The 20,586-nt window shown below is 69.5% G+C and carries 15 protein-coding genes and 1 rRNA gene; 13 read left to right on the forward strand and 3 right to left on the reverse strand.

What is annotated here, in order from left to right; translation table 11 throughout:
• Positions 1–179 (reverse strand): 16S ribosomal RNA (locus tag ACWEVN_RS14815); the annotation flags it as partial.
• A 449-nt stretch (positions 180–628) separates the two neighbouring features.
• Between ACWEVN_RS14815 and ACWEVN_RS14820 the strand changes: the two genes are divergently transcribed.
• Together ACWEVN_RS14820 and ACWEVN_RS14825 are read left to right on the forward strand one after the other, a co-directional pair.
• Positions 629–1,414 carry an alpha/beta fold hydrolase gene (locus ACWEVN_RS14820; protein ID WP_452051572.1) on the forward strand — a complete coding sequence of 262 codons (786 nt, stop codon included), beginning with the start codon at positions 629–631 and terminating at the stop codon, positions 1,412–1,414.
• A gap of 30 nt (positions 1,415–1,444) precedes the next feature.
• Complete coding sequence (locus ACWEVN_RS14825; RefSeq protein WP_452051573.1) at positions 1,445–2,206, forward strand: SDR family oxidoreductase; 762 nt, start codon at positions 1,445–1,447, stop codon at positions 2,204–2,206.
• Positions 2,207–2,282: 76 nt separating this feature from the next.
• On the opposite strand, the gene ACWEVN_RS14830 is transcribed toward ACWEVN_RS14825, so the two are convergent.
• Positions 2,283–3,860: an IS1634 family transposase gene (locus tag ACWEVN_RS14830; protein WP_452051574.1), complete on the reverse strand. Its 1,578-nt coding sequence runs from the start codon at positions 3,858–3,860 to the stop codon at positions 2,283–2,285.
• Between the two features lie 153 nt (positions 3,861–4,013).
• Here ACWEVN_RS14830 and ACWEVN_RS14835 point away from each other — a divergent pair, with 153 nt between their 5' ends.
• The 5 genes from ACWEVN_RS14835 to ACWEVN_RS14855 all read left to right on the forward strand — a co-directional run bounded on the left by ACWEVN_RS14835 (position 4,014) and on the right by ACWEVN_RS14855 (position 10,683).
• Positions 4,014–6,611: a bifunctional FO biosynthesis protein CofGH gene (locus tag ACWEVN_RS14835; RefSeq protein ID WP_452051575.1), complete on the forward strand. Its 2,598-nt coding sequence runs from the start codon at positions 4,014–4,016 to the stop codon at positions 6,609–6,611.
• Positions 6,612–6,785: 174 nt separating this feature from the next.
• A complete protein-coding gene (locus tag ACWEVN_RS14840; protein WP_452051599.1) occupies positions 6,786–7,184 on the forward strand; it encodes a DUF4232 domain-containing protein in 399 nt (132 codons plus the stop codon).
• Positions 7,185–7,274: 90 nt separating this feature from the next.
• Positions 7,275–8,129, forward strand: coding sequence for a HalD/BesD family halogenase (locus ACWEVN_RS14845; RefSeq protein WP_452051576.1), 855 nt, complete (start codon positions 7,275–7,277; stop codon positions 8,127–8,129).
• An 11-nt stretch (positions 8,130–8,140) separates the two neighbouring features.
• Entirely contained in the window at positions 8,141–8,950 is an 810-nt protein-coding gene (locus tag ACWEVN_RS14850) for a class I SAM-dependent methyltransferase (protein WP_452051577.1), read from the forward strand.
• Entirely contained in the window at positions 8,947–10,683 is a 1,737-nt protein-coding gene (locus ACWEVN_RS14855; protein WP_452051578.1) for a choline/carnitine O-acyltransferase, read from the forward strand. The genes ACWEVN_RS14850 and ACWEVN_RS14855 overlap by 4 nt, the downstream gene beginning before the upstream one ends.
• Positions 10,684–10,715: 32 nt before the next feature.
• On the opposite strand, the gene ACWEVN_RS14860 is transcribed toward ACWEVN_RS14855, so the two are convergent.
• Complete coding sequence (locus ACWEVN_RS14860; protein ID WP_449678957.1) at positions 10,716–11,498, reverse strand: class I SAM-dependent methyltransferase; 783 nt, start codon at positions 11,496–11,498, stop codon at positions 10,716–10,718.
• Between the two features lie 198 nt (positions 11,499–11,696).
• Here ACWEVN_RS14860 and ACWEVN_RS14865 point away from each other — a divergent pair, with 198 nt between their 5' ends.
• The 6 genes from ACWEVN_RS14865 (at position 11,697) to ACWEVN_RS14890 (ending at position 20,585) form a co-directional block, all read left to right on the forward strand.
• Positions 11,697–13,943, forward strand: coding sequence for a discoidin domain-containing protein (locus ACWEVN_RS14865; RefSeq protein ID WP_452051579.1), 2,247 nt, complete (start codon positions 11,697–11,699; stop codon positions 13,941–13,943).
• Positions 13,944–13,949: 6 nt separating this feature from the next.
• Positions 13,950–16,130, forward strand: a complete 2,181-nt coding sequence (locus ACWEVN_RS14870) for a discoidin domain-containing protein (protein WP_452051580.1) — start codon at positions 13,950–13,952, stop codon at positions 16,128–16,130.
• A gap of 77 nt (positions 16,131–16,207) precedes the next feature.
• Positions 16,208–17,215 carry a LacI family DNA-binding transcriptional regulator gene (locus tag ACWEVN_RS14875; protein WP_449686399.1) on the forward strand — a complete coding sequence of 336 codons (1,008 nt, stop codon included), beginning with the start codon at positions 16,208–16,210 and terminating at the stop codon, positions 17,213–17,215.
• A 181-nt stretch (positions 17,216–17,396) separates the two neighbouring features.
• Positions 17,397–18,773, forward strand: coding sequence for an ABC transporter substrate-binding protein (locus ACWEVN_RS14880; RefSeq protein ID WP_452051581.1), 1,377 nt, complete (start codon positions 17,397–17,399; stop codon positions 18,771–18,773).
• The gene (locus ACWEVN_RS14885) at positions 18,751–19,719 is read left to right on the forward strand and encodes a carbohydrate ABC transporter permease (protein WP_449686397.1); all 969 of its coding nucleotides are present in this window, start codon (positions 18,751–18,753) and stop codon (positions 19,717–19,719) included. Before ACWEVN_RS14880 ends, ACWEVN_RS14885 begins: the two co-directional genes overlap by 23 nt.
• Positions 19,716–20,585 (forward strand): carbohydrate ABC transporter permease, encoded by an 870-nt coding sequence (locus ACWEVN_RS14890; RefSeq protein ID WP_452051582.1) that lies wholly within the window; start codon positions 19,716–19,718, stop codon positions 20,583–20,585. Before ACWEVN_RS14885 ends, ACWEVN_RS14890 begins: the two co-directional genes overlap by 4 nt.
• Position 20,586: the final 1 nt, after the last annotated feature.

The following is a 20,586-nucleotide window of genomic DNA, read 5'->3' on the forward strand; positions in this document are numbered from 1 at the left end:
GGTGATATCCGGTATTAGACCTCGTTTCCAAGGCTTATCCCAGAGTGCAGGGCAGATTACCCACGTGTTACTCACCCGTTCGCCACTCATCCCCCACCGAAGTGGGTTCAGCGTTCGACTTGCATGTGTTAAGCACGCCGCCAGCGTTCGTCCTGAGCCAGGATCAAACTCTCCAACAATGTCTTCGAATTCAATCGAGGCAAATTTTCTTGCTCTCAAAGGAAACCCCGACGAGGGGGTTTCAATATAAGCTCTACTGGCTTAGTTCACTAGCACACTGTTGAGTTCTCAAGCAACACACCCCGAATCCGCCGCGATCAAGCGGCTCGCTCGAAGCGAGTCATTCCTAGCAGTTTTTGGTGGGACACCCACTCAATCGCGATCCGCGAGAGCTTGGTTCGTGTCCCTGTCGCTCGGTTTCCCTGGCGACGAAGAGAAGATTACACGCCCGAAAACGACCCGGAACAGGGGGGTCGGTTAACAAGATCAGCGCAGGTCAGACCCCATGACGAAGCCCGTCCACGGCTCAGTCTGCCCCGAACCGGCCGCGAGCGCCACCGAAAGAACATTGCTCCGAGTACATTGCATCGTATTGCTCCGCGTCAAAGCTCCGCCTAGCGTCGGCGGCATGACACTCGCGTACGACGACCTCGGACCTCGCGACGGACAGCCCGTCTTGCTGGTCCACGGTCACCCCTTCGACCGCTCGATGTGGCGTCCCCAGGTCGAGCGCCTCACCGGCAGCGGCTACCGCGTCGTGACGCCCGACCTCCGCGGGTACGGACAGTCGAAGAGCCAGAACACCAAGACCGGCCTCGACGTCTTCGCGCACGACCTCGTCGAGCTGGCGGACCGCCTGCACCTGGAGCGGTTCGTCCTCGGCGGCCTCTCCATGGGCGGCCAGATCGTCATGCAACTGGTCGCCGACCACCCCGGCCGCGTGGCGGCTCTCGTGCTCGCCGACACCTTCGCGGGCCTAGACACGCCTCAGGCCAAGCAGGCCCGCTACGACACCGCCGACCGGATCACCGAGGAAGGCATGGAGAGCTACGCCGAGGAGCTCCTCCCCAAGATGATCTCGAAACAGACCCGCGAGACCCGGCCCGACGTCGAAGCGCACGTCCGCAAGATGATGCGTAACGCTCCGAAGGATGGCGCAGCGGCCGCGCTCAGGGGACGCGCCGGACGCCCCGACTACACCGACGGCCTCGAAAACATCAGCGTCCCGACCCTGGTGGTCGTCGGCAGTGAGGACGAGTTCACCCCGGTCGCCGACGCCGAGCTGATCCACCGGAAGGTCCGGGGTTCCACCCTGGTGGTGATCGAGGGCGCGGGCCACCTACCCAACTTGGAGCGCGAAACCGAGTTCGACGAGGCACTCAGCACGTTCCTGACCAGTAGCTGCGATCGGTAGCGCCGGCCTGACCGGAATAAGGTTCACCCCATGACCCAGCAGACCGTGTTCGTGACCGGCGCGAGCGCCGGCTTCGGTGACGCCATCGCGCGCCGGTTCGTCGCCGAGGGCGCCCGCGTGATCGCCGTCGCCCGCAGTGCGGACAAGCTCCGGAAGCTGGCCGCCGAGCTCGGCGACGCCGTCCTCCCGGTGGTCCTCGACGTCAGCGACCCCGAAGCGGTCAAGACCGTCGTCGACGGTCTTGCCGAAAATTGGCGAGAGGTCGACGTCCTGGTCAACAACGCCGGCCTGGCGAAGGGGCTCGAGCCCGCGCACCAGGCCGACCTGCGGGACTGGGACGAGATGATCGCGACCAACGTCCGCGGCCTCGCGCACGTCACGCGCGCGCTGCTGCCGGGCATGGTCGAGCGCGGCCGCGGCCACGTGATCAACATCGGCTCGATCGCCGGCACCTACCCCTACCCCGGCGGCAACGTCTACGGCGCGACCAAGGCGTTCGTCCACCAGTTCAGCCTCAACCTGCGCAGCGACCTGCACGGCACCGGCGTGCGCGTCACCAACGTCGAGCCCGGCATGGTCGGCGGCACGGACTTCTCGAAGGTCCGCTTCGACGGCGACCAGGCCAAGGCGGACAAGGTCTACGAAGGCACGACACCGCTCACGGCGGACGACGTCGCCGAGTCGGTGCACTGGGCCGCGTCCCAGCCGAAGCACGTGAACATCAACGTCATCGAGCTGATGCCGGTCGTGCAGAGTTTTTCCCCGTTGCAGATCTTCCGCGACAACTCTTGACCTCCGCGCCGGGACAGGCAGCCGGCAACAGCGGCCACGCGACGGCGCTGCTCGACAACGCGAAGCTCGGCAGCAGCTACGCCGACGTCGCCTGACCCAGGCCGAACAGGCCGGCCAGCGCCTGCTGACCCGGGTCCAGCTCGGTCAGCAGGCGCTTGGTCCGCGGCCGGCCGCCGGTCGACGGGTACCGCAGCACCAGCTCGCCGATGCCGGCCAGCTGGTCGAGCAGCTCGCGCACCGACAGGTTCATCCCCGCCCGGTCCGCCTCGCGCCGCATCAGGTGCGTCACGGTCGCGGCGAGCACCGAGACGAGGCCGTGCGCGGCGATCCGCTGCCGCGTCCACTCCCAGCGCGGGGTCGGGCCGGTGACGGCGGGGCCGGTGAGCCAGCGGAACGTCGATTCGAGGTGGGTGCGGGCCCGGTAGGCCGTCACGACCTCGGCGACCGGCCAGTCCCGGTCGGTGACCAGCACCTGCTTGCCGAAGAACTCCTCGTCGAGCCGCGCCACCGCGGCGGTGTCGATCCGCCGTTCGAGCCGGATCTCGCCGGGCCGGTTCCCGCTCAGGACGGCGGTGAGCACGCGCTCGACGCGCCGTCCCCGCGTCACTCGGCCGATCTCGGCGTGCACCTGGGCGCGGTCGCCGCGGTGGGTGCCCGCGGCCAGCGCCTCGGCCAGGCCGTCCAGCTCCCGGGTCGCGGTGGCCAGCTCGTCGGCGAACGCGCGGGACTGCGCCGCGTGCAGCGTCGCCGAATGCGTGAGGATCACCCGTCGCCGGACGCCGTCGACGACCGCGTGGGTGTCCAGCGCGGTGAGGCCGGCGAACCGTTCGGGGTCGACGCGCTTGCGCGCGGACGCCGGCTGGGTCAGCAGCTCGGGGTGGTCGGTCAACGGCAACGATCCGACGAAGCCGCTTCGCGAGCCGAGGTCCAGCTGCGCCGCCTGGCCCGCGTGGAAGACGAGCGTCGCCGGGCTGTGTTCTCGAGTGCGGCGGAGTTCCCCCATCAGCGAGGCGAACGTCGGCGCGGTGCCGTCGTCACGCCGGTACAGCCGCGATTCGAGCGGGATCGCACCGTCGCGGGTCACCCGCAGGCCCGCTCCGGCGAGCACGCCCTGGCAGGCGGACGGCAGCGTGCAGTCGGCTGGGGCGAACGCGGCGAACTGCGGGACGTCGACGGCGAGCGCGGCGTGGTCGTCGAGCATGTCCAGGACTGCGGTGGCGACGGTGTCCTCGATTCCCGCGATGCGCTCGGGCGTGAGGCGTTCGAGGGCCCGCCACAGCCCGTCGACCGTCGCCATCCGGGGGCGAACGAGGTCCACGGCCGCCCCGGAAGCCCACCACTCGCCGATCGGCGTTGCGGGAGCGGTCGCGCGGTGCAGGACAGCGATGGCCAGGGTCAGCCCCAGGCCCGGCTTCGAGCGGACGACGTCGTCGACACGGCGGACGAAGTCCAGGCGCGAAAGCGTCGCCCAGACCGCGGCGACGTCGCCGTACGTCCGGTACGACGCCGCAGCGGGTTCGCCGCCCGGGACGGCGCGGGCGATCTCGTCGGCGGTACCGAGGTAACGCTGGGTCACCACCCGCGGCTTGCCGTCGACCCGGGCGGACTCCGCCAGGTAGTAGTACGTCCGTCCGCCGATCTTCTTCCCGACCACCGATGCCACCCTTTAGGTAATACACGCCGGCGTGCTGATCGACAACTACGCGGACCCGTTGACCTGCGGCGACGACCACGCGAACCGATCGGGTGAGCCGGGTGCGGAACACACCCTGGCTGGTCGCGCGAGGGCGGTCCTAGCGTGGGCGGAATGGGACCCGAACCCGACGCCACCGCCCCGACCGCCTCCGCGATGCGCCGCGCGCTCGCCCGGGCGCGCGACGGGAAGACACTCGACGTAGCCGAAGCGAGCGTCCTGCTGCACGCCCGCGGTGACGACCTCACCCAGCTGTCCGAGTACGCCTCGCGCATCCGCGACGCGGGCCTGGCCGAGGCCGGCCGCGCCGGCGTCATCACCTACAGCCGCAAGGTGTTCATCCCGCTGACGCGCCTGTGCCGGGACCGCTGCGGTTACTGCACCTTCGTCACCGTGCCCGGCCGGCTCGAATCGCCGTTCCTCTCGCCCGACGAGGTGCTCGACATCGCCCGCAAGGGTGCGGAGATGGGCTGCAAGGAAGCCCTGTTCACGCTCGGCGACCGGCCCGAGGACCGCTGGAAGGCCGCCCGCGAGTGGCTGGACGCCCACGGCTACGACGACACGCTCTCGTATGTCCGCGCGATGGCGATCCGGGTGCTGGAGGAGACCGGCCTGCTGCCGCACCTCAACCCGGGCGTGCTGACCTGGCAGGACTTCCAGCGGCTCAAGCCGGTCGCGCCGTCGATGGGCATGATGCTGGAGACCACCGCGACCCGGCTGTGGAGCGAAAAGGGTGGCCCGCACTACGGCTCGCCGGACAAGGATCCCGCCGTCCGGCTGAGGGTGCTCGAAGACGCCGGCCGCAGCAGTGTCCCGTTCACCACCGGCGTCCTCATCGGCATCGGCGAGACGTTCGAGGAGCGCGCGGACGCGCTGTTCGAGATCCGCAAGGTCGCCCGGACCTACGGCGGCATCCAGGAAGTCATCGTGCAGAACTTCCGGGCCAAGCCGGACACGAAGATGCGCGCGACCCCGGACGCCGACCTCGAGGAGCTCGCCGCGAACATCGCCGTCGCGCGGCTGGTGCTCGGCCCGAAGATGCGCATCCAGGCGCCGCCGAACCTGATCGGCAACCAGTACGACCTGATGATCCGCGCCGGCATCGACGACTGGGGCGGCGTCTCGCCGCTGACCCCGGACCACGTCAATCCGGAACGGGCGTGGCCGCAAATCGACGAGCTCGCCCGCCGCACCGAGAAGGCCGGCTTCGAGCTGAAGGAACGGCTCACCATCTACCCGGAGTACGTCAAGGCGGGCGAGCCGTGGCTGGACCCGCGGATCACGCGGCACGTCGCCGCGCTCGTCGACTACGACACCGGCATGGCCCGCGAAGGCGCGATGCCGGTCGGCCTCCCGTGGCAGGAGCCGGACGGCGGCTGGCAGGAGTCCGGCCGCACCGACCTGCACACCGAGATCGACACCAGCGGCCGCACCGAAGACCGCCGCAGCGACTTCGACTCGGTGTACGGGGACTGGAAGGAGATCGGCGACCGGATCAAGACCGGGCCGCAGAAGTTCGACACGGACATCCTGGAAGCCTTGCGCGGCGCGGAAAAGGACCCGGCCGGGCTCTCCGACGACGCCGCGCTCGCCCTCCTGCACGCCGACGGCAAGGAGCTGGACGCGTTCACCCGGATCGCCGACGACCTGCGGCGCGAGACGGTCGGGGACGACGTCACCTTCGTCGTCACGCGGAACATCAACTTCACGAACGTCTGCTACACGGGTTGCCGTTTTTGTGCCTTCGCGCAGCGTCGCACCGACGCCGACGCCTACACGCTCTCGCTGGAGCAGGTGGGCGACCGCGTCGACGAGGCGTGGGCCGCGGGCGCGACCGAGATCTGCATGCAGGGCGGCATCCACCCGGACCTGCCGGGCACCGCGTACTTCGACCTCGCGGCCGAGGTCAAGCGCCGTCAGCCGGAGATCCACCTGCACTCCTACAGCCCGATGGAGGTCGTGAACGGCGCTTCGCGCACCAACCTCTCGCTGAAGGACTGGCTCATCAAGGCCAAGGAGTCCGGCGTGGACTCGCTGCCGGGAACGGCGGCGGAGATCCTGGACGACGACGTCCGCTGGGTGCTCACCAAGGGCAAGCTGCCGACGTCGGAGTGGATCAAGGTCGTCACGACCGCGCACGAGGTCGGGCTGCCGACGACGTCCACGATGATGTACGGCCACGTCGACACGCCCGCGCACTGGGTCGCGCACCTGAAGCTGCTCGCCCGGCTGCAGCGCGAAGGCCTGGAGAAGCACGGGCGGCGCGGGTTCACCGAGTTCGTCCTGCTGCCGTTCATCCACCAGAGCGCGCCGATCTACCTGGCCGGCCTCGCCCGCCCGGGCACGACGCTGCGCGAGAACCGCGCGGTGCACGCGCTGGCCCGGCTGCTGCTGCACGGCATGATCGACAACATCCAGAGCTCCTGGGTGAAGCTCGGCGAAGAGGGCAGCCGCGCGGTGCTGCAGGGCGGCGTCAACGACATCGGCGGCACGCTGATGGAGGAGACGATCAGCCGGATGGCCGGCGCGTCGCACGGGTCGTACAAGACGATCAGCGACATGCGCGCGATGGTCGAGCCGCTCGGCCGCCCGCTGGTCCAGCGCACAACGGGCTACGGACGGCCGTCGCCGGAGCGGATCGCCGCCGCGGAGGCGTCGGACGGTGTTGCGACCGCCGTGCGCAAGCCGCTGCTTCCCCTGCTGACGCCGTGAGGTGGTGGCGGGCGCCTTCCGGGGCGCCCGCTACCCTTCCGGCGCATGGGGGTTTCCCGCTTCGCACCACTTCTGTTCGTAGCGCTTCTCGCGGGTTGTGACAGCCAGCCACCCGCGCCGCCGGTACCCACGCCGACGCCGAGCCCGACGTACGGACCGCCGCCGTCGACCGGACTGTCGCTTTCGGTCGGTCAGGTGGAAGCGGGCCTCGGGCACCGCGCCAGTGTCCTCACACTGACCAACCGGGACACCGTGCCCCGCAAGGTCACCGGCTACCCGGACCTGAAGGTCCTCGCGGGTGACGGCACCGCGCTCGACGTCCGGGTGCTGCACGAGACGTCCTACTTCGCCGCCGATCCGGGGCCCCGGAACCTGACTCTCCAGCCGGGTGAGAAGGCGCTTTCGGTGCTCGCCTGGTCGGCGACCGTCACCAGCGGCGACCAGCACACCGGTGCCGCGATCGCGGTGGTCCCGATCCCCGGGGAGCCCGAGCAGAAGCAGCCCCTGGAGACGGACCTCGGCACCACCGACACCGTCAAGCTCAGCGCGTGGGCCACCGAAATCGGCAACTGACCACTTTGTGTCACCGCTCACAAACCAACGGTTGGCCGGCGGGCTTCTGTGCTACCTCTGTTCCTTCACCCGCCGGAAGGGACCTCGACGATGAGCACCTCCGTAGCGCCACTGGAAATGGTCGACACCGACCGCTACCCGCTCACCGACCCGGACAATCCTGCCTGGCGCGAGGTCGTCGGCCGCACCCGCGCGGAGCTGGCCGACGCCGGCTGCAGCGTGCTCCCCGACTTCATCCGTGCCGAGCTGCACGACGTGCTGCGCGCGGAGTGCGCCGCGCTCGAACCGCACGCGTACACCAAGATCGAAAAGGTCAACGCCTACAACACCGCGATCGACGAGCCGCTGCCCGAAGACCACCCCGGCCGGACGATCATGGAACGCGGCAACGCCTTCGTCGCGCGTGACCGCATCCCGGCCTCGGCGATCATCAACCGGCTCTACACCAGCCCGGTGTTCCGCCGGTTCGTCGCGGACTGCTTCGGGCGGCCGGAGCTGCACGAACTCGCTGACCCGCTGTCGGGGCTGACGCTCAACGTGATCGCGCCCGGCCGCGCGCACCCGTGGCACTTCGACACGAACACCCACACCGTCAGCATGCTGACGCAGACCGCGGACGCCGGCGGGATCTTCGAGTACTGCCCGAACATCCGGTCCGCCGCGGACGAGAACTTCGCCGCCGTGCGCTCGGTGCTCGCCGGCGACACCCGGCTGGTCCGGCGCCTGGACCTGCGGCCCGGTGATCTCCAGCTGTTCAAAGGTCGCTTCGCGTTGCACCGGGTCAGTACCGTGGAGGGCGCGATCGCGCGGCACTCCGCGATCTTCGCCTACAGCGAGCGTCCCGGTGTGATCGGCAGCGCGGAGCGGACGCGGCAGCTGTTCGGCCGCGTCCTGCCCGCCCACCTCGCGGAGCGGACCGCCCGCGGCGACGAACTGCTCGACTAGGAGCCTGGCCCGTGCCTTTCGACTCGACCGGCAAGATCTCGTTCGACCACATCTACACCGCGCCCGACCCGCGTCCGTTCTTCGGCACGCTCAAGCGCGTCGGCTACGGCATCCCGCAGCTGGCGAAGCCGTACTTCGCGCGGCTGTTCGCCGAACACCCCGCCGAGCAGCCGACCGTGCTCGACGTCGGCTGCTCGTACGGTGTCAACGCGGCCCTGCAGCGCTGCGAAGCGACCATGGACGACCTCTACGCCCACTACACGGACCCGGCCGTGCGCGCGCTGGACCACGCGGCGCTGGTCGAGGCGGACCGGAAGCGCGTACGCACCGGCAACCCGCGGTTCTACGGCCTGGACAGCTCGGCCCCGGCGCTCGAATACGCGCTTTCCGCCGGCTTCCTGGACGAGGCGCTCCACGCGGACCTCGAACGCGACGACCCGGACAGCACGCAGCAGAAGCTCCTGGACGACGTCGACCTCGTCATCTCGACCGGCTGCGTCGGATACGTAACCGAGAAGACCCTCACCCGCGTCGCGCGCGGCGCGCGGCCGTGGATGGCGCACTTCGTGCTGCGGATGTTCTCCTACGAGCCGATCGCCGAGAGCCTCGCCGAGCTGGGGTACGAGACCACGAGCGTCGACGGCGTCTTCCGGCAGCGGCAGTTCGCCTCCGCCGAGGAGCAGGAACAGATCCTGGACACCCTGAGCGCGGCCGGCGTCGACCCCACCGGACTGGAGTCCGACGGGTGGCTCTACGCCCGGCTGTATGTTTCCCGTCCTGCAGGCTTGGCCGAACTCGAACTCCCCGACCCAGAAGGATGACCGTGAGCAGTCCGGAATGGTCCACCCGCACCTTCGGCAACGAGGACCGGCTCCCCCGCGTCCCGCTCCCCACGCTGGAGGACAGCTGCCGCCGCTTCCTCGAGTGGTGTGCCCCGCTGCTGACGCCGGACGAGCTGGCGGAGACCGAAGCAGCGGTCGCGGAGTTCCAGGCGGGTCCCGGCCCGGAGCTGCACGCCCGGCTCGAGGAGTACGACCGCTCGCCCGGCGTGCGCAGCTGGCTCGACACGTTCTGGCCGTACCGCTACCTCGGCCGCCGCGACCGGATCGCGCTCAACGCGAACTTCTTCTTCCTGTTCCAGGACTCCCCGCTGGGCCAGGTGGAACGCGCGGCCGAGCTGGCCGCGTCCGCCGTGGACTACAAGCTGAAGCTCGACGACGAGCTGGTGCCGCCGGTACTGCTGCGCGGCACGCCGCAGTCGATGGTGCAGCACAAGTTCCTGTTTTCGGCGACGCGCATCCCGGGCGAAGTACTCGACACCGCGCGCACCCGGTACCCGTCCGGCGAGCGGCACATCGTCGTGTTCTCGAAGGGCACGCCGTTCCGGATGGACGTCATCGCCGAAGACGGCCGCCCGCACTCGCCCGCCCAGATCGCCGACGGGCTGCACGCGATCCTCAAGGACGACCACCGCGCCGACGTCCCGGCCGGTCACTTCACCACGAAGGCCCGCGCCGAGTGGGCGGCTTCGCGGGCCGCGCTGTTCGAAGCCGGCAACGCCGACGCGCTCGAGACCATCGAAACCGCGTTGTTCTGCTTGTGCCTGGACGACTTCACGCCGTCGAACGCGCTGGAGGCCGGCGACCGGCTGCTGTACGGCGACAACCGCTGGTACGACAAGGCCGTGTCGCTGATCGTGTTCGAAGACGGCACCGCGGGCATCAACGTCGAGCACTGCGAACTCGACGGCACCACGATCCTCGGCTTCACCGATGCCATCCTGAGCGGCCCGCGCGCGGAACGCGAACCGGCTGACGGGGTCCCCGGCTACGAAGTCGTCGAGTTCAAGCTGACCGGCGAACTCCGCGAAGACGCGCGCGCCGCTGGAGCCGCCTACCAGGCGTACGGGGAGGCCACTGCGACGCAGACGGTGTCGTTCGACTTCGGCGCCAACCGAGCGAAAGAACTCGGGATGTCCCCGGACGCCTTCGCGCAGATGTCGTACCAGCTGGCCCATCGCCGGGCGAAGGGCCTGACCGGCGCGACGTACGAATCGATCGCCACCCGGCAGTTCCAGAACGGCCGGACCGAGGCCATGCGCGTGGTGACACCGGAGGTCGTGCGCTTCGCCGACGTCCTGACTTCCGACGCCTCCGCGGACGAAAAGCGCGAAGCGTTCCGCGCCGCGGCGGCGAAGCACGTCGCCCGCGCGAAAGAATGCCAGGCGGGGGACGCGCCGGAGCAGCACCTGTGGGAGCTGCAGCTGATCGGGAAACGCCGTGGCGACACCGAAACGCCGGCCCTATACACCTCTCCCGGCTGGCTCAAGATGCGCGACGACTACCTGAGCACCAGTTCGGCGCCGTCGGTCAACATCCAGTACTTCGGGTTCGGCTCGACCAGCCCGCAGTGCATCGGCATCGCGTACGTGCTGCTGCCGGACCGCTGGAACATCTACCTGAGCACGCCGAAGCACGTCTCGGCGGAGATGTACCGCTTCGCCGACGAACTCGCCGTCGCGGTGCGGGAGCTGCAGGAGCTCCTGGCCGAGTAGGCGGCGCAGCCGGGCGGGCGAACCCGCGGTACTCAGGCCGTGGGGTTCGAGACGACGAGCACCAGGGAGCCTTCGAAGGTCGGCTGCTCGCGCAGCCGGCCGTAGCGGCGCTCCCACGTCCCGTCGTCGAGGTCGTGTTGCAGCTCCGCGGCGAAGCGGTGGTGCACGCGGTCGTCGACGAAGCTCCACGCCGAGCACGACAGCCGGGCGCCCGGGTCCAGCAGGCGTTCCGGGCGGGCGTAGTAGGCCTCGTTGAAGCCGTCGGTGCAGTCGATCGGGATCGGCACCGGGACGATCGAGGTGTGGCCGCCGAGGCCGTCGGCGATGTCGTCGACCGACGGGTAGCGGCGGGCTTCGGTCTCGATCACCTCGGGTGCGTAGTCGAGCAGCCAGAAGCGGCGCAGCAGGTCCGGGTCGCAGGTCAGGATCGCGATCGGGCCGCGGGTGACGCGGCGCAGCTCTTTGAGGCCGGTCCACAGGTCGTTCCACTGGTGCACGCTGAAGGTGCTCATCGCGCCCTCGAACGCCCGGTCGCCGAACGGCAGCTTCTCGGCGACCGCGTCCACCGCCGGCGGCAGGCCCGCCGGCCGCTGCGCGCGCATCGACGCCGACGGTTCGACCGCGGTCACTTCGCGGTCTTCGGGTTCGTACGCACCGGCGCCCGCGCCGACGTTCAGCACCGTCCGGGCCTCGCCCAGCGCGTCGAGGATGTACCGGCCGATCCGCGGATCCGGCTTGCGGTAGTCGGTGTAGACCCCGCCGATGGCGCCGTAGTCGGCGTCCCCGGCGCTCCCGTCCGCACGTCGCTGGCTCATGCCGGAAAACTATCAGCGCGGGGCGGCGGCGGAGGCGTTGCTCCGCCGGTCGTAAGCAGCCGTCGGACATGCGGCCCAGTCGTCAATTCCTGTCGCAAACTTGCGTAAGTTCGTTCAACTATTGCGGTTTCTTGTCCGAGATTCGTATGATCCCGATCACAGAGGTCCCCACCAGCTGCGGAAAGGCCAGTGCTGCCCATGTCTCCCAGCTCTGTCTTCAGTGCGCCCAAATTCAGATTCGGCGCTCTCGCCCTCGCCGTCGTCACGGCGGCGGGCGTCACCATCGCCGCGGCTCCGGCCGGCGCGCTCGCGGCCGCCCGCGGCGCCTCCGTCCCCTTCCTCGAACAGGAAGCGGAAACCGCGGCGACGAACGGGTCGGTCATCGGCCCGAACCGCGCCGCCGGCACTCTCGCCGGCGAAGCCTCCGGCCGGAAGGCGGTGACGCTCTCCGGCCAGGGCCAGTACGTCGAATTCACCCTCACCGCACCGGCGAACTCGATCGACGTCCGCTACAGCGTCCCGGATTCGGTCAACGGCACGATCTCGCTGTACGTCGGCGGCTCGCACAGCCGGGACATCGCCCTGACGTCGAAGTGGGCCTGGTACTACGGCTCGTACCCGTTCACCAACAACCCGGGCGACGGCCACGCGCACCACTTCTACGACGAGACCCGCGCGCTGCTCGGCACGTCCTACCCGGCCGGCACCAAGATCAGGCTGCAGGTCGACGCGGGCGACGTCACCCCGGTCACCGTCGACCTCGCCGACTTCGAGCAGGTCGGCGCGGCCGCCGCCCGGCCCGCGAACTCGGTGTCCGTCACCGACTACGGCGCCACCGCGAACGACGCCGGCGACGACGCGGGCGCGTTCGACGCCGCCGTGGCCGCGGCGCGCAGCCAGGGCAAGGAGGTCTGGATCCCGGCCGGGACCTTCACCCTCGGCCACCACATCACCGTCGACCAGGTGACGATCCGCGGTGCCGGACCGTGGTACTCGGTGCTGACCGGGCCGCGTGCCGGGATCTTCGGCAAGGGCGAGCCGGCGAGCTGCGGAACGCCGACGTATCCCGGAAACCCTGCCGTCCCCGGCGCCAGCAGCGCGGTCAAGCTGTTCGACTTCGCGATCATCGGCCAGGTCGACGCCCGCGTCGACTGCGACCAGTCCAACGCCATCGGCGGCGCGCTCGGCGGCGGCTCGGTCGTGCAGAACCTGTGGCTGCAGCACACGAAGGTCGGGCTGTGGCTCGACGGGCCGTTCGACGGGCTCACCGTGTCCGGCAACCGGATCCTCGACCAGACCGCCGACGGCCTGAACCTGCACCAGGGCATCAGCAACACGCTGGTGACGAACAACTTCCTGCGCAACACCGGCGACGACGGCCTGGCGATGTGGTCCGAGCACGACGCCGACCACCACAACACGTTCTCCTTCAACACCGTGCTGCTGCCGATCCTCGCCAACAACATCGCGGTCTACGGCGGGCACGACAACACCGTGTCCGACAACGTCGTGGCCGACAACCAGGACCAGGGCGGCGGCCTCCACGTCGCGAACCGGTTCAGCGCGGTGCCGCTGTCGGGCACCACGACGGTCGCGCGCAACACCGCCATCCGCACCGGCGTGCTCGACTCGAACTGGCAGTTCGGCGTGGGCGCGCTGTGGTTCGACGGCCGCGACTCCGCCATCACCGGCCGGATCGACGTCACCGACCTCGACCTGCAGGACAACAACTACGAGGCCATCCAGTTCATCGACAGCGCGACCACGGACGTGCACTTCACCAACGTGCGCATCACCGGCGCGGGCACGTTCGCCTGGCAGATCCAGGCCAAGCCGACGGGGTCGGTGAAGAACGTCGTCGCGACCGGGGTCGGCCGCGCGGGTGTCTACAACTGCATGGGCCCGGACGCGATGGCGGGTCTCGCCGACCAGGGCGGCAACTCCGGCTGGACGACGACGTACTGCGGCTCGTGGCCGGCACCGGTGTACGGCTCGGACAACGGCGGCACGACGACCACCACCCCGCCGCCGACCACGACGACGACCCAGCCGGGCGGAAACCTGGCGCTGCACAAGAACGTCAGCGCGTCCGGGTCGCAGGGCGGTTTCCCGCCGGGCAACGCGGTCGACGGCGACGCGAACTCCTACTGGGAGAGCACGAACAACGCGTTCCCGCAGTCGCTGACCGTCGACTTCGGCAGCACGGTCACCGTCTCTCGGCTGGTGCTGAAACTGCCGCCGTCCTCGGCGTGGGGCACCCGCACGCAGACGATCTCGGTCGACGGCGTCAAGGCCGCGGCGGGCTACCCGTTCAACCCCGCGTCCGGCAATTCCGCGACCGTGACCTTCCCGGCGACGTCGGTGCGCACGCTGCGGCTCACCTTCACCGGAAACACCGGCTGGCCCGCCGGGCAGCTGTCCGAACTCGAAGCCTATTCCTCCTGAGAGGTGATGACGATGTCCCGCATCCCGGCGTTGCTCGCCGCCGCGCTCGCCGCGTCCGGCCTGACCGTGCTGTCCGGCGCCACCCCGGCCGCCGCGGCGACCTGCCCGACGACGGCGTCCGGCGGCGCGAGCGTGCCGTTCCGGACCGTCGAGGCCGAGTGCTCGGCGACCAACGGCTCGGCTGTCGGCCCCGACTACACCCAGGCGTCGATCGCCTCGGAAGCGTCCGGGCGGCAGGCGGTCCGGATCACGACCGGCCAGTACGTCGAGTTCACGCTGCCCGCCGCGGCCAACTCGATCAACGTCCACTACAACGTCCCGGACGGCTCGTCCGGCCGCCTCACGGTGTCGGTCAACGGGACCAGGCTGGCGCTGCCGGTCACCTCCCGCTATTCCTACGTGGACACCGGCTGGATCCCCGGCGCGAAGACGCACCACTTCTTCGACGACGCCCGGCTCCTGCTGGGCCAGAACCTGGCGGCGGGCGCGAAGGTGCGCGTGCAGGCCGACTCCGGTGACGTCGGTCAGGCGACCATCGACCTCGCCGACTTCGAGCAGGTCGGCGGCGCGGGCACGAAACCGGCGAACGCGCTGTCGGTGACCGACTACGGCGCCACGGCGAACGACTCGTCGGACGACTCGCAGGCGTTCCGCAACGCCCTTTCGGCCGCGCGCTCGCAAGGGCGTGAGGTGTGGGTGCCGTCCGGGCGGTTCGAAATCGGGTCGGCGCTGCAGATCGACCAGACCACGGTCCGCGGCGCGGGTCAGTGGTACACCGTGCTGCACGGCAACAACATCTTCAACAACGGCAGCGCGTCCGGGAACATCAAGCTCTACGACTTCGCCGTGTTCGGTGACGTGACCGAGCGCAACGACGGCAGCCCCGACAACGCCTTCCACGGCGTCCTGGGCACCGGCTCGGTCGTCAGCGGTCTGTGGATCCAGGACACGAAATGCGGGCTATGGCTGATGAACGGCGCTTCGTCGAACGTCACCATCGAGAACAACCGCATCCTCGACACGCAGGCCGACGGCGTCAACTTCGACGGCGCCGTCACGAACTCGACGTTGCGCAACAACTACCTGCGCAACAACGGCGACGACGGCCTCGCCCTGTGGTCCAACGGCCAGGCCGACTCGGGCAACTCGCTGGTGAACAACACGGTCGTGCAGCCGAACCTGGCCAACGGCATCGCGTTGTACGGCGGCTCGAACAACACCGTGAGCGGCAACCTCGTCCAGGACACCAACGCCCTCGGCGGCGGCTACCTGGTCGCGAACCGGTTCAGCTCGGTACCGCTGTCCGGCACGGTGACGCTGTCGAACAACACCGCGCTGCGGGCCGGCGCGCTCGACCCGAACTGGCAGTTCGGCGTCGGCGCGCTCTGGTTCGACGCCCGCGACCAGGCGATCACCGGCGTGACCATCCGCGTCACCGGCTTCACCGCGATCCAGAGCCCGTACGAGGCCATCCAGTTCATCGACGGCAACGGCGCGGGGAAGCCGATCCAGGGCATCACCATCGACGGCGTCACGGTGCAGGGCGCCGGCACGTTCGTCGCGCAGTCCCAGACGCAGGGTGCGGTGTCGATCAGCAACCTGACGGCGTCCGGCGTCGGCGTCACCGGGACGTACAACTGCCCGTACCCGACGTCGATCCCGCGCATGACCTTCAGCGGCTCGGGCAACAGCGGCTGGACCGGCACCTGGGGCGACTGTTCGACCTGGCCCGCGCCGAACTCGGGCCCGCCGCAGCCCCCGCAGTCCGGCACCAACCTGGCGCGCGGCAAGGCGATCGGCGCGTCCGGCGCGCAGGGCGGCTTCCCGCCGTCGAACGCGAACGACGGTGACGCGAATTCGTACTGGGAGAGCGCGAACAACGCGTTCCCGCAGACGCTGACGGTGGACCTCGGCGCGGCGGCGTCGATCAACAAGGTGACGCTGAAACTGCCGCCGTCCTCGGCGTGGGGCGCGCGCACCCAGACAGTGACGATCTCAGGCAGCACCGACGGCGGCGCATACACGACGCTGGTGGGTGCGCGCGGCTACACGTTCGACCCGGCGTCCGGCAACACGGCGTCGGCGTCGTTCGCGACGACGTCCCAGCGGTTCGTGCGGCTGACGTTCACCGGCAACACCGGCTGGCCCGCCGGTCAGGTGTCGGAGTTCGAGGTCGCGGCCGCGTAGTCTCCGAGCCCGGACCGGTGTCGCCACCGGTCCGGGCTTGTCTTACTTTTGCGCCGAGTTGCTGTAAAGTTTCGACCATGACGCGTCGTCTTGCCGAAGTCGCCCGCCAGGTCGGGGTCAGCGAAGCCACGGTCAGCCGGGTGCTCAACGGCCGCTCCGGGGTGTCCGCGAGCACCCGCGCCGCCGTGCTCACCGCACTGGACGTGATGGGCTACGAGCGGCCCACCCAGCTGCGCGGCGAGCGCGCCCGGCTGGTCGGGCTGGTGCTGCCGGAGCTGCAGAACCCGATCTTCCCGGCGCTGGCCGAGATCATGGGCAACGCCCTCGCCCAGCAGGGGTTCACGCCGGTGCTCTGCACGCGGACCGCGGGCGGGGTGTCCGAGGCGGAGTACGTCGAGCTGCTGCTGCAGCAGCAGGTGTCCGGCGTGGTGTTCGCCGGCGGGCTATACGCGCAGGCGGACGCGGTCCACTCCCACTACCACCACCTGGTGGAGCGGCGGCTGCCGACGGTGCTGATCAACGCGGCGGTCGACCACCTCGGGCTGCCCCAGGTGTCGTGCGACGACGCGGTGGCGGTGGAGCAGGTCGTCGGGCATCTGAGCTCGCTCGGGCACGAGAAGATCGGCCTGGTGCTGGGCCCGTCGGACCACGTCCCGTCGCAGCGCAAGCTCGAGGCGTTCCGGTCGTACGCGGCGAAGCTGGGCCTGCCGGTGCTGGACGAGCTGGTCGAGCACGGGATGTTTTCGATCGAAGGCGGCCACGCGGCGGCGGCCCGGTTGTACCCGCGAGGGGCGACGGCGGTGCTGTGCGCGAGTGACCTCTTGGCGTTGGGCGCGGTGCGGGCAGCGCGGCGGCAGGGGCTGTCGGTGCCGGAGGACATTTCGGTGGTCGGGTACGACGACTCGGCCCTGATGAACTGCACCGACCCGCCCCTGACGACCACGCGGCAGCCGATCGAGGCCATGGGCCGCGCGGTGGTCGAGCTGCTGGTCAAGCGGATCAACGGGGGCGAGGTGGCAGCCGAGGAGCTGCTGTTCGCGCCGGAGCTGGTGGTGCGGGGCTCGACCGCGCGCCGCATCGACTGACGTCCGACCCCTCAGAGGCGCGACGGCTCGCGAGCCGTCGCGCTTTTTCGCGCGCTCACGCTGCCGCGCGTCCTGTTCGTAACTTGCAACTTCTCGTCGCCTTATTGCGCCGATCCGGTCTACCACTTTAGAGTGACCGCAATCACGTGACAGCCGTCGCGACCCCGAGAAGAGGCTTGAGATGAGCAGTCCCTGGTCCAGAACCGCCACCCGACGGATGTTCTGCCTGCTCGCCGCCGGCGGGCTTGCCCTCACCGCCACCGCCTGCGGAGACGGCGACACCGCCGCCCAGACCGGCGGCAAGGTGAAGATCACCGTCACCGGGCAGCCGCCGACCAGCCAGCCGTTCGAGCGCAGCGTGTTCGACGCCGACGTCAAGGAGTTCGAGGCTTCGCACCCGAACATCGACATCGATCCGCACGAAGGGTTCATGGACCCCAAGACGTTTTCCGCCAAGCTCGCCGGCGGGCAGCTCGAAGACGTCTACTACGTCTACTTCACCGATCCAGCGCAGATCATCGCCCGCCACCAAGCCGCCGACATCACGGAAGCGGCGAAGAGCGTTCCGCACGTCAGCGACATCAAGCCGGAACTCCTCGACAACTTCCGCGACTCCAGCGGCAAGCTCTACGGCCTGCCCACCATGAACTACACGATGGGCCTGCTCTACAGCCGCCCGCTGTTCCAGAAGGCCGGGCTCGACCCGGACAAGCCGCCGCAGACCTGGGACGAAGTGCGCGAAGCCGCGAAGAAGATCTCCGCGCTCGGCAACGGCGTCGTCGGGTACGCCGACTACAGCAAGAACAACCAGGGCGGCTGGCACCTCACTGGCTGGCTGTACTCGATGGGCGGCGACATCGCCCGCAAGGACGGCGACAAGTGGGTCGCCGACTTCGCCAACGAGAAGGGCAAGCAAGCCCTGCAGTACCTGCACGACATGCGCTGGACCGACAACTCCATGGGCGCCAAGCAGCTGCTCGAAGCGCAGGACGTCCAGCGCATGATGGGCGCCGGCCAGCTCGGCATGTACATGGCCGCCCCGGACAACGTTCCCGTGCTGGTCAAGCAGTTCAACGGCAAGTACGAGGACTACGGCATCGCGGGCATGCCCGGCGGCCAGGGCACCCTGCTCGGCGGCGAGGGCTACATGATCAACCCGAAGGCCTCGCCGGAGAAGGTCAAAGCCGGCCTCGAGTGGATCCAGTGGAAGTACCTCAACCCGGACCGCTTCGAGAAGCACATCCAGCAGTACGTCGACGGCAAGCAGCCGGTCGGCCTGCCCGCCGAGCCGACCCCGGACGTCTGGACCGGCTCGGTCCGCGAGCAGCAGCTGGCCCTCAAGGCCAAGTACGCCAACGTCCCCGCCAAGAACTTCCAGTCCTATGTAGACACCACCAGCAAGATCAAGGGCAGCATCGAGCCGCCGAACGCGCAGCAGATCTACGCCGCGCTCGACAGCGTCATGCAGGCCGTCCTCACCGACCAGAACGCCAACCTCGATCAGCAGCTGTCGTCGGCGTCGTCGAAGGTCAACAGTGTCCTCGCCCAGGTCAAGTAGCCTGCTCGCCTGGCCCGCGGCGAAACCGTCGCGGGCCGGGCGCCCGGCCGCAACGGCGGCGAACCGGACCCGGCTGAAGCGCAAGCTCAAGGAGAACGTCACCGCGTACGGCCTGCTCAGCGCCGCACTCGTGGTGTTCGCGCTGTTCTCCTGGTACCCGATCGTGCGCGGGGTGCTGCTGAGCTTCCAGCAGGTCGACTTCGTCAACGCGCCGACATGGGTCGGCTTCGACAACTTCACGCGGCTCTTCGAAGACCCGCTCTTCGGTGTCGCCTGGCGCAACACGCTGCTGTTCACCGGGCTCGCGCTGGTCTTCGGTTTCGCCGTCCCGTTCCTCACCGCGGTGCTGCTCAACGAACTCCGCCACGCCAAGGCGTTCTTCCGGCTCGCCGTCTACCTGCCGGTGATGCTGCCGCCCGTGGTCACCGCGCTGATGTGGAAGTGGTTCTACGACCCGGGTCCCGGCCTGTTCAACTCCGCGCTCGGCGCGGCCGGCCTCCCCGGCGGCCAGTGGCTGGATTCGAGCGGCACCGCGATGCTCAGCCTGGTGTTCGTCTCGACGTGGGCCAACATGGGCAGCACCACGCTCATCTACCTCGCCGCGCTCGGCACGATCCCCGGCGAGCTCTACGAAGCCGCGGAGCTCGACGGCGCCGGGCTGTGGAAACGCCTGCGGCACGTGACGTTCCCGCAGACCCGGTTCGTCCTGCTGGTGCTCCTGCTCCTGCAGGTCGTCGCGACCATGCAGGTGTTCACCGAGCCGTACGTGATGACCGGCGGCGGCCCGGACGACTCCACGGTGACCGTGCTCCTGCTGCTCTACCGGTACGCCTTCGTCTACAACGACTTCGGCTCGGCGAGCGCGATGAGCCTGCTGCTGTTCGTGGCGCTGGGCGTGTTCTCGGCGTGGTACGTCCGGCTGACGCGGAAGGCGGACCAAGCATGAGAACCCTAGTCTCCCCCGGCGCGCTGCGCAGCCCGCGCGGCAAGCTCGTCTACGCCGTCGTCTTCGCCGCCACGCTCGCCGTGTTCATCCTCGCCTTCATGTTCCCGCTCTACTGGGTCGTGACGGGCGCGATGAAGTCACCGCAGGAACTGGCGCAGACACCGGCGACGCTCGTCCCGCGCGAGTGGCACCCGGAGACCTTCGCCGACGCCTGGAGCCAGCTCAGCCTGGGCAAGTACTTCCTCAACACGCTGATCGTCGCCGGCGGCGCGTGGCTGGCGCAGCTGGCCATCGACGTCCCGGCCGCGTTCGCGCTGTCGAAGCTGCGGCCGAAATTCGGCAACGTCGTGCTCGGGCTGATGCTGGCCACGCTGATGCTGCCGGCCACGGCGTTGCTCGTCCCGACGTACGTGACGGTGACGGACCTGCCGCTGCTGCACCTCAACCTGATCAACTCGCCGGCCGCGGTCTGGCTGCCCGCGGCGGCGAACGCGTTCAACATCTACCTGCTGAAGCGGTTCTTCGACCAGATCCCCGACGAGCTGATCGAGGCGGCGCGCATCGACGGCGCCGGGCCGGTGCGCACGCTCTGGCGGATCATCCTGCCGATTTCGCGGCCGATCCTGGCCGTGGTGTCGATCCTCGCGGTGGTCGCCGCGTGGAAGGACTTCATCTGGCCGCTGCTGGTGTTCCCGGACACCGAAAAGCAGACGCTTTCGGTGATGCTGCAGCGGGTGGCGATCGACATGCCGCTCAACGTGCTCGTCGCCGGGATGGTGCTGGCCAGCCTGCCGATGGTGGCGCTGTTCCTGGCCTTCCAGCGGCAGATCCTCGCCGGGCTGACCGCCGGCAGCATCAAGGGCTGAG

Source organism: Amycolatopsis sp. NPDC003861 (genome assembly GCF_053605405.1).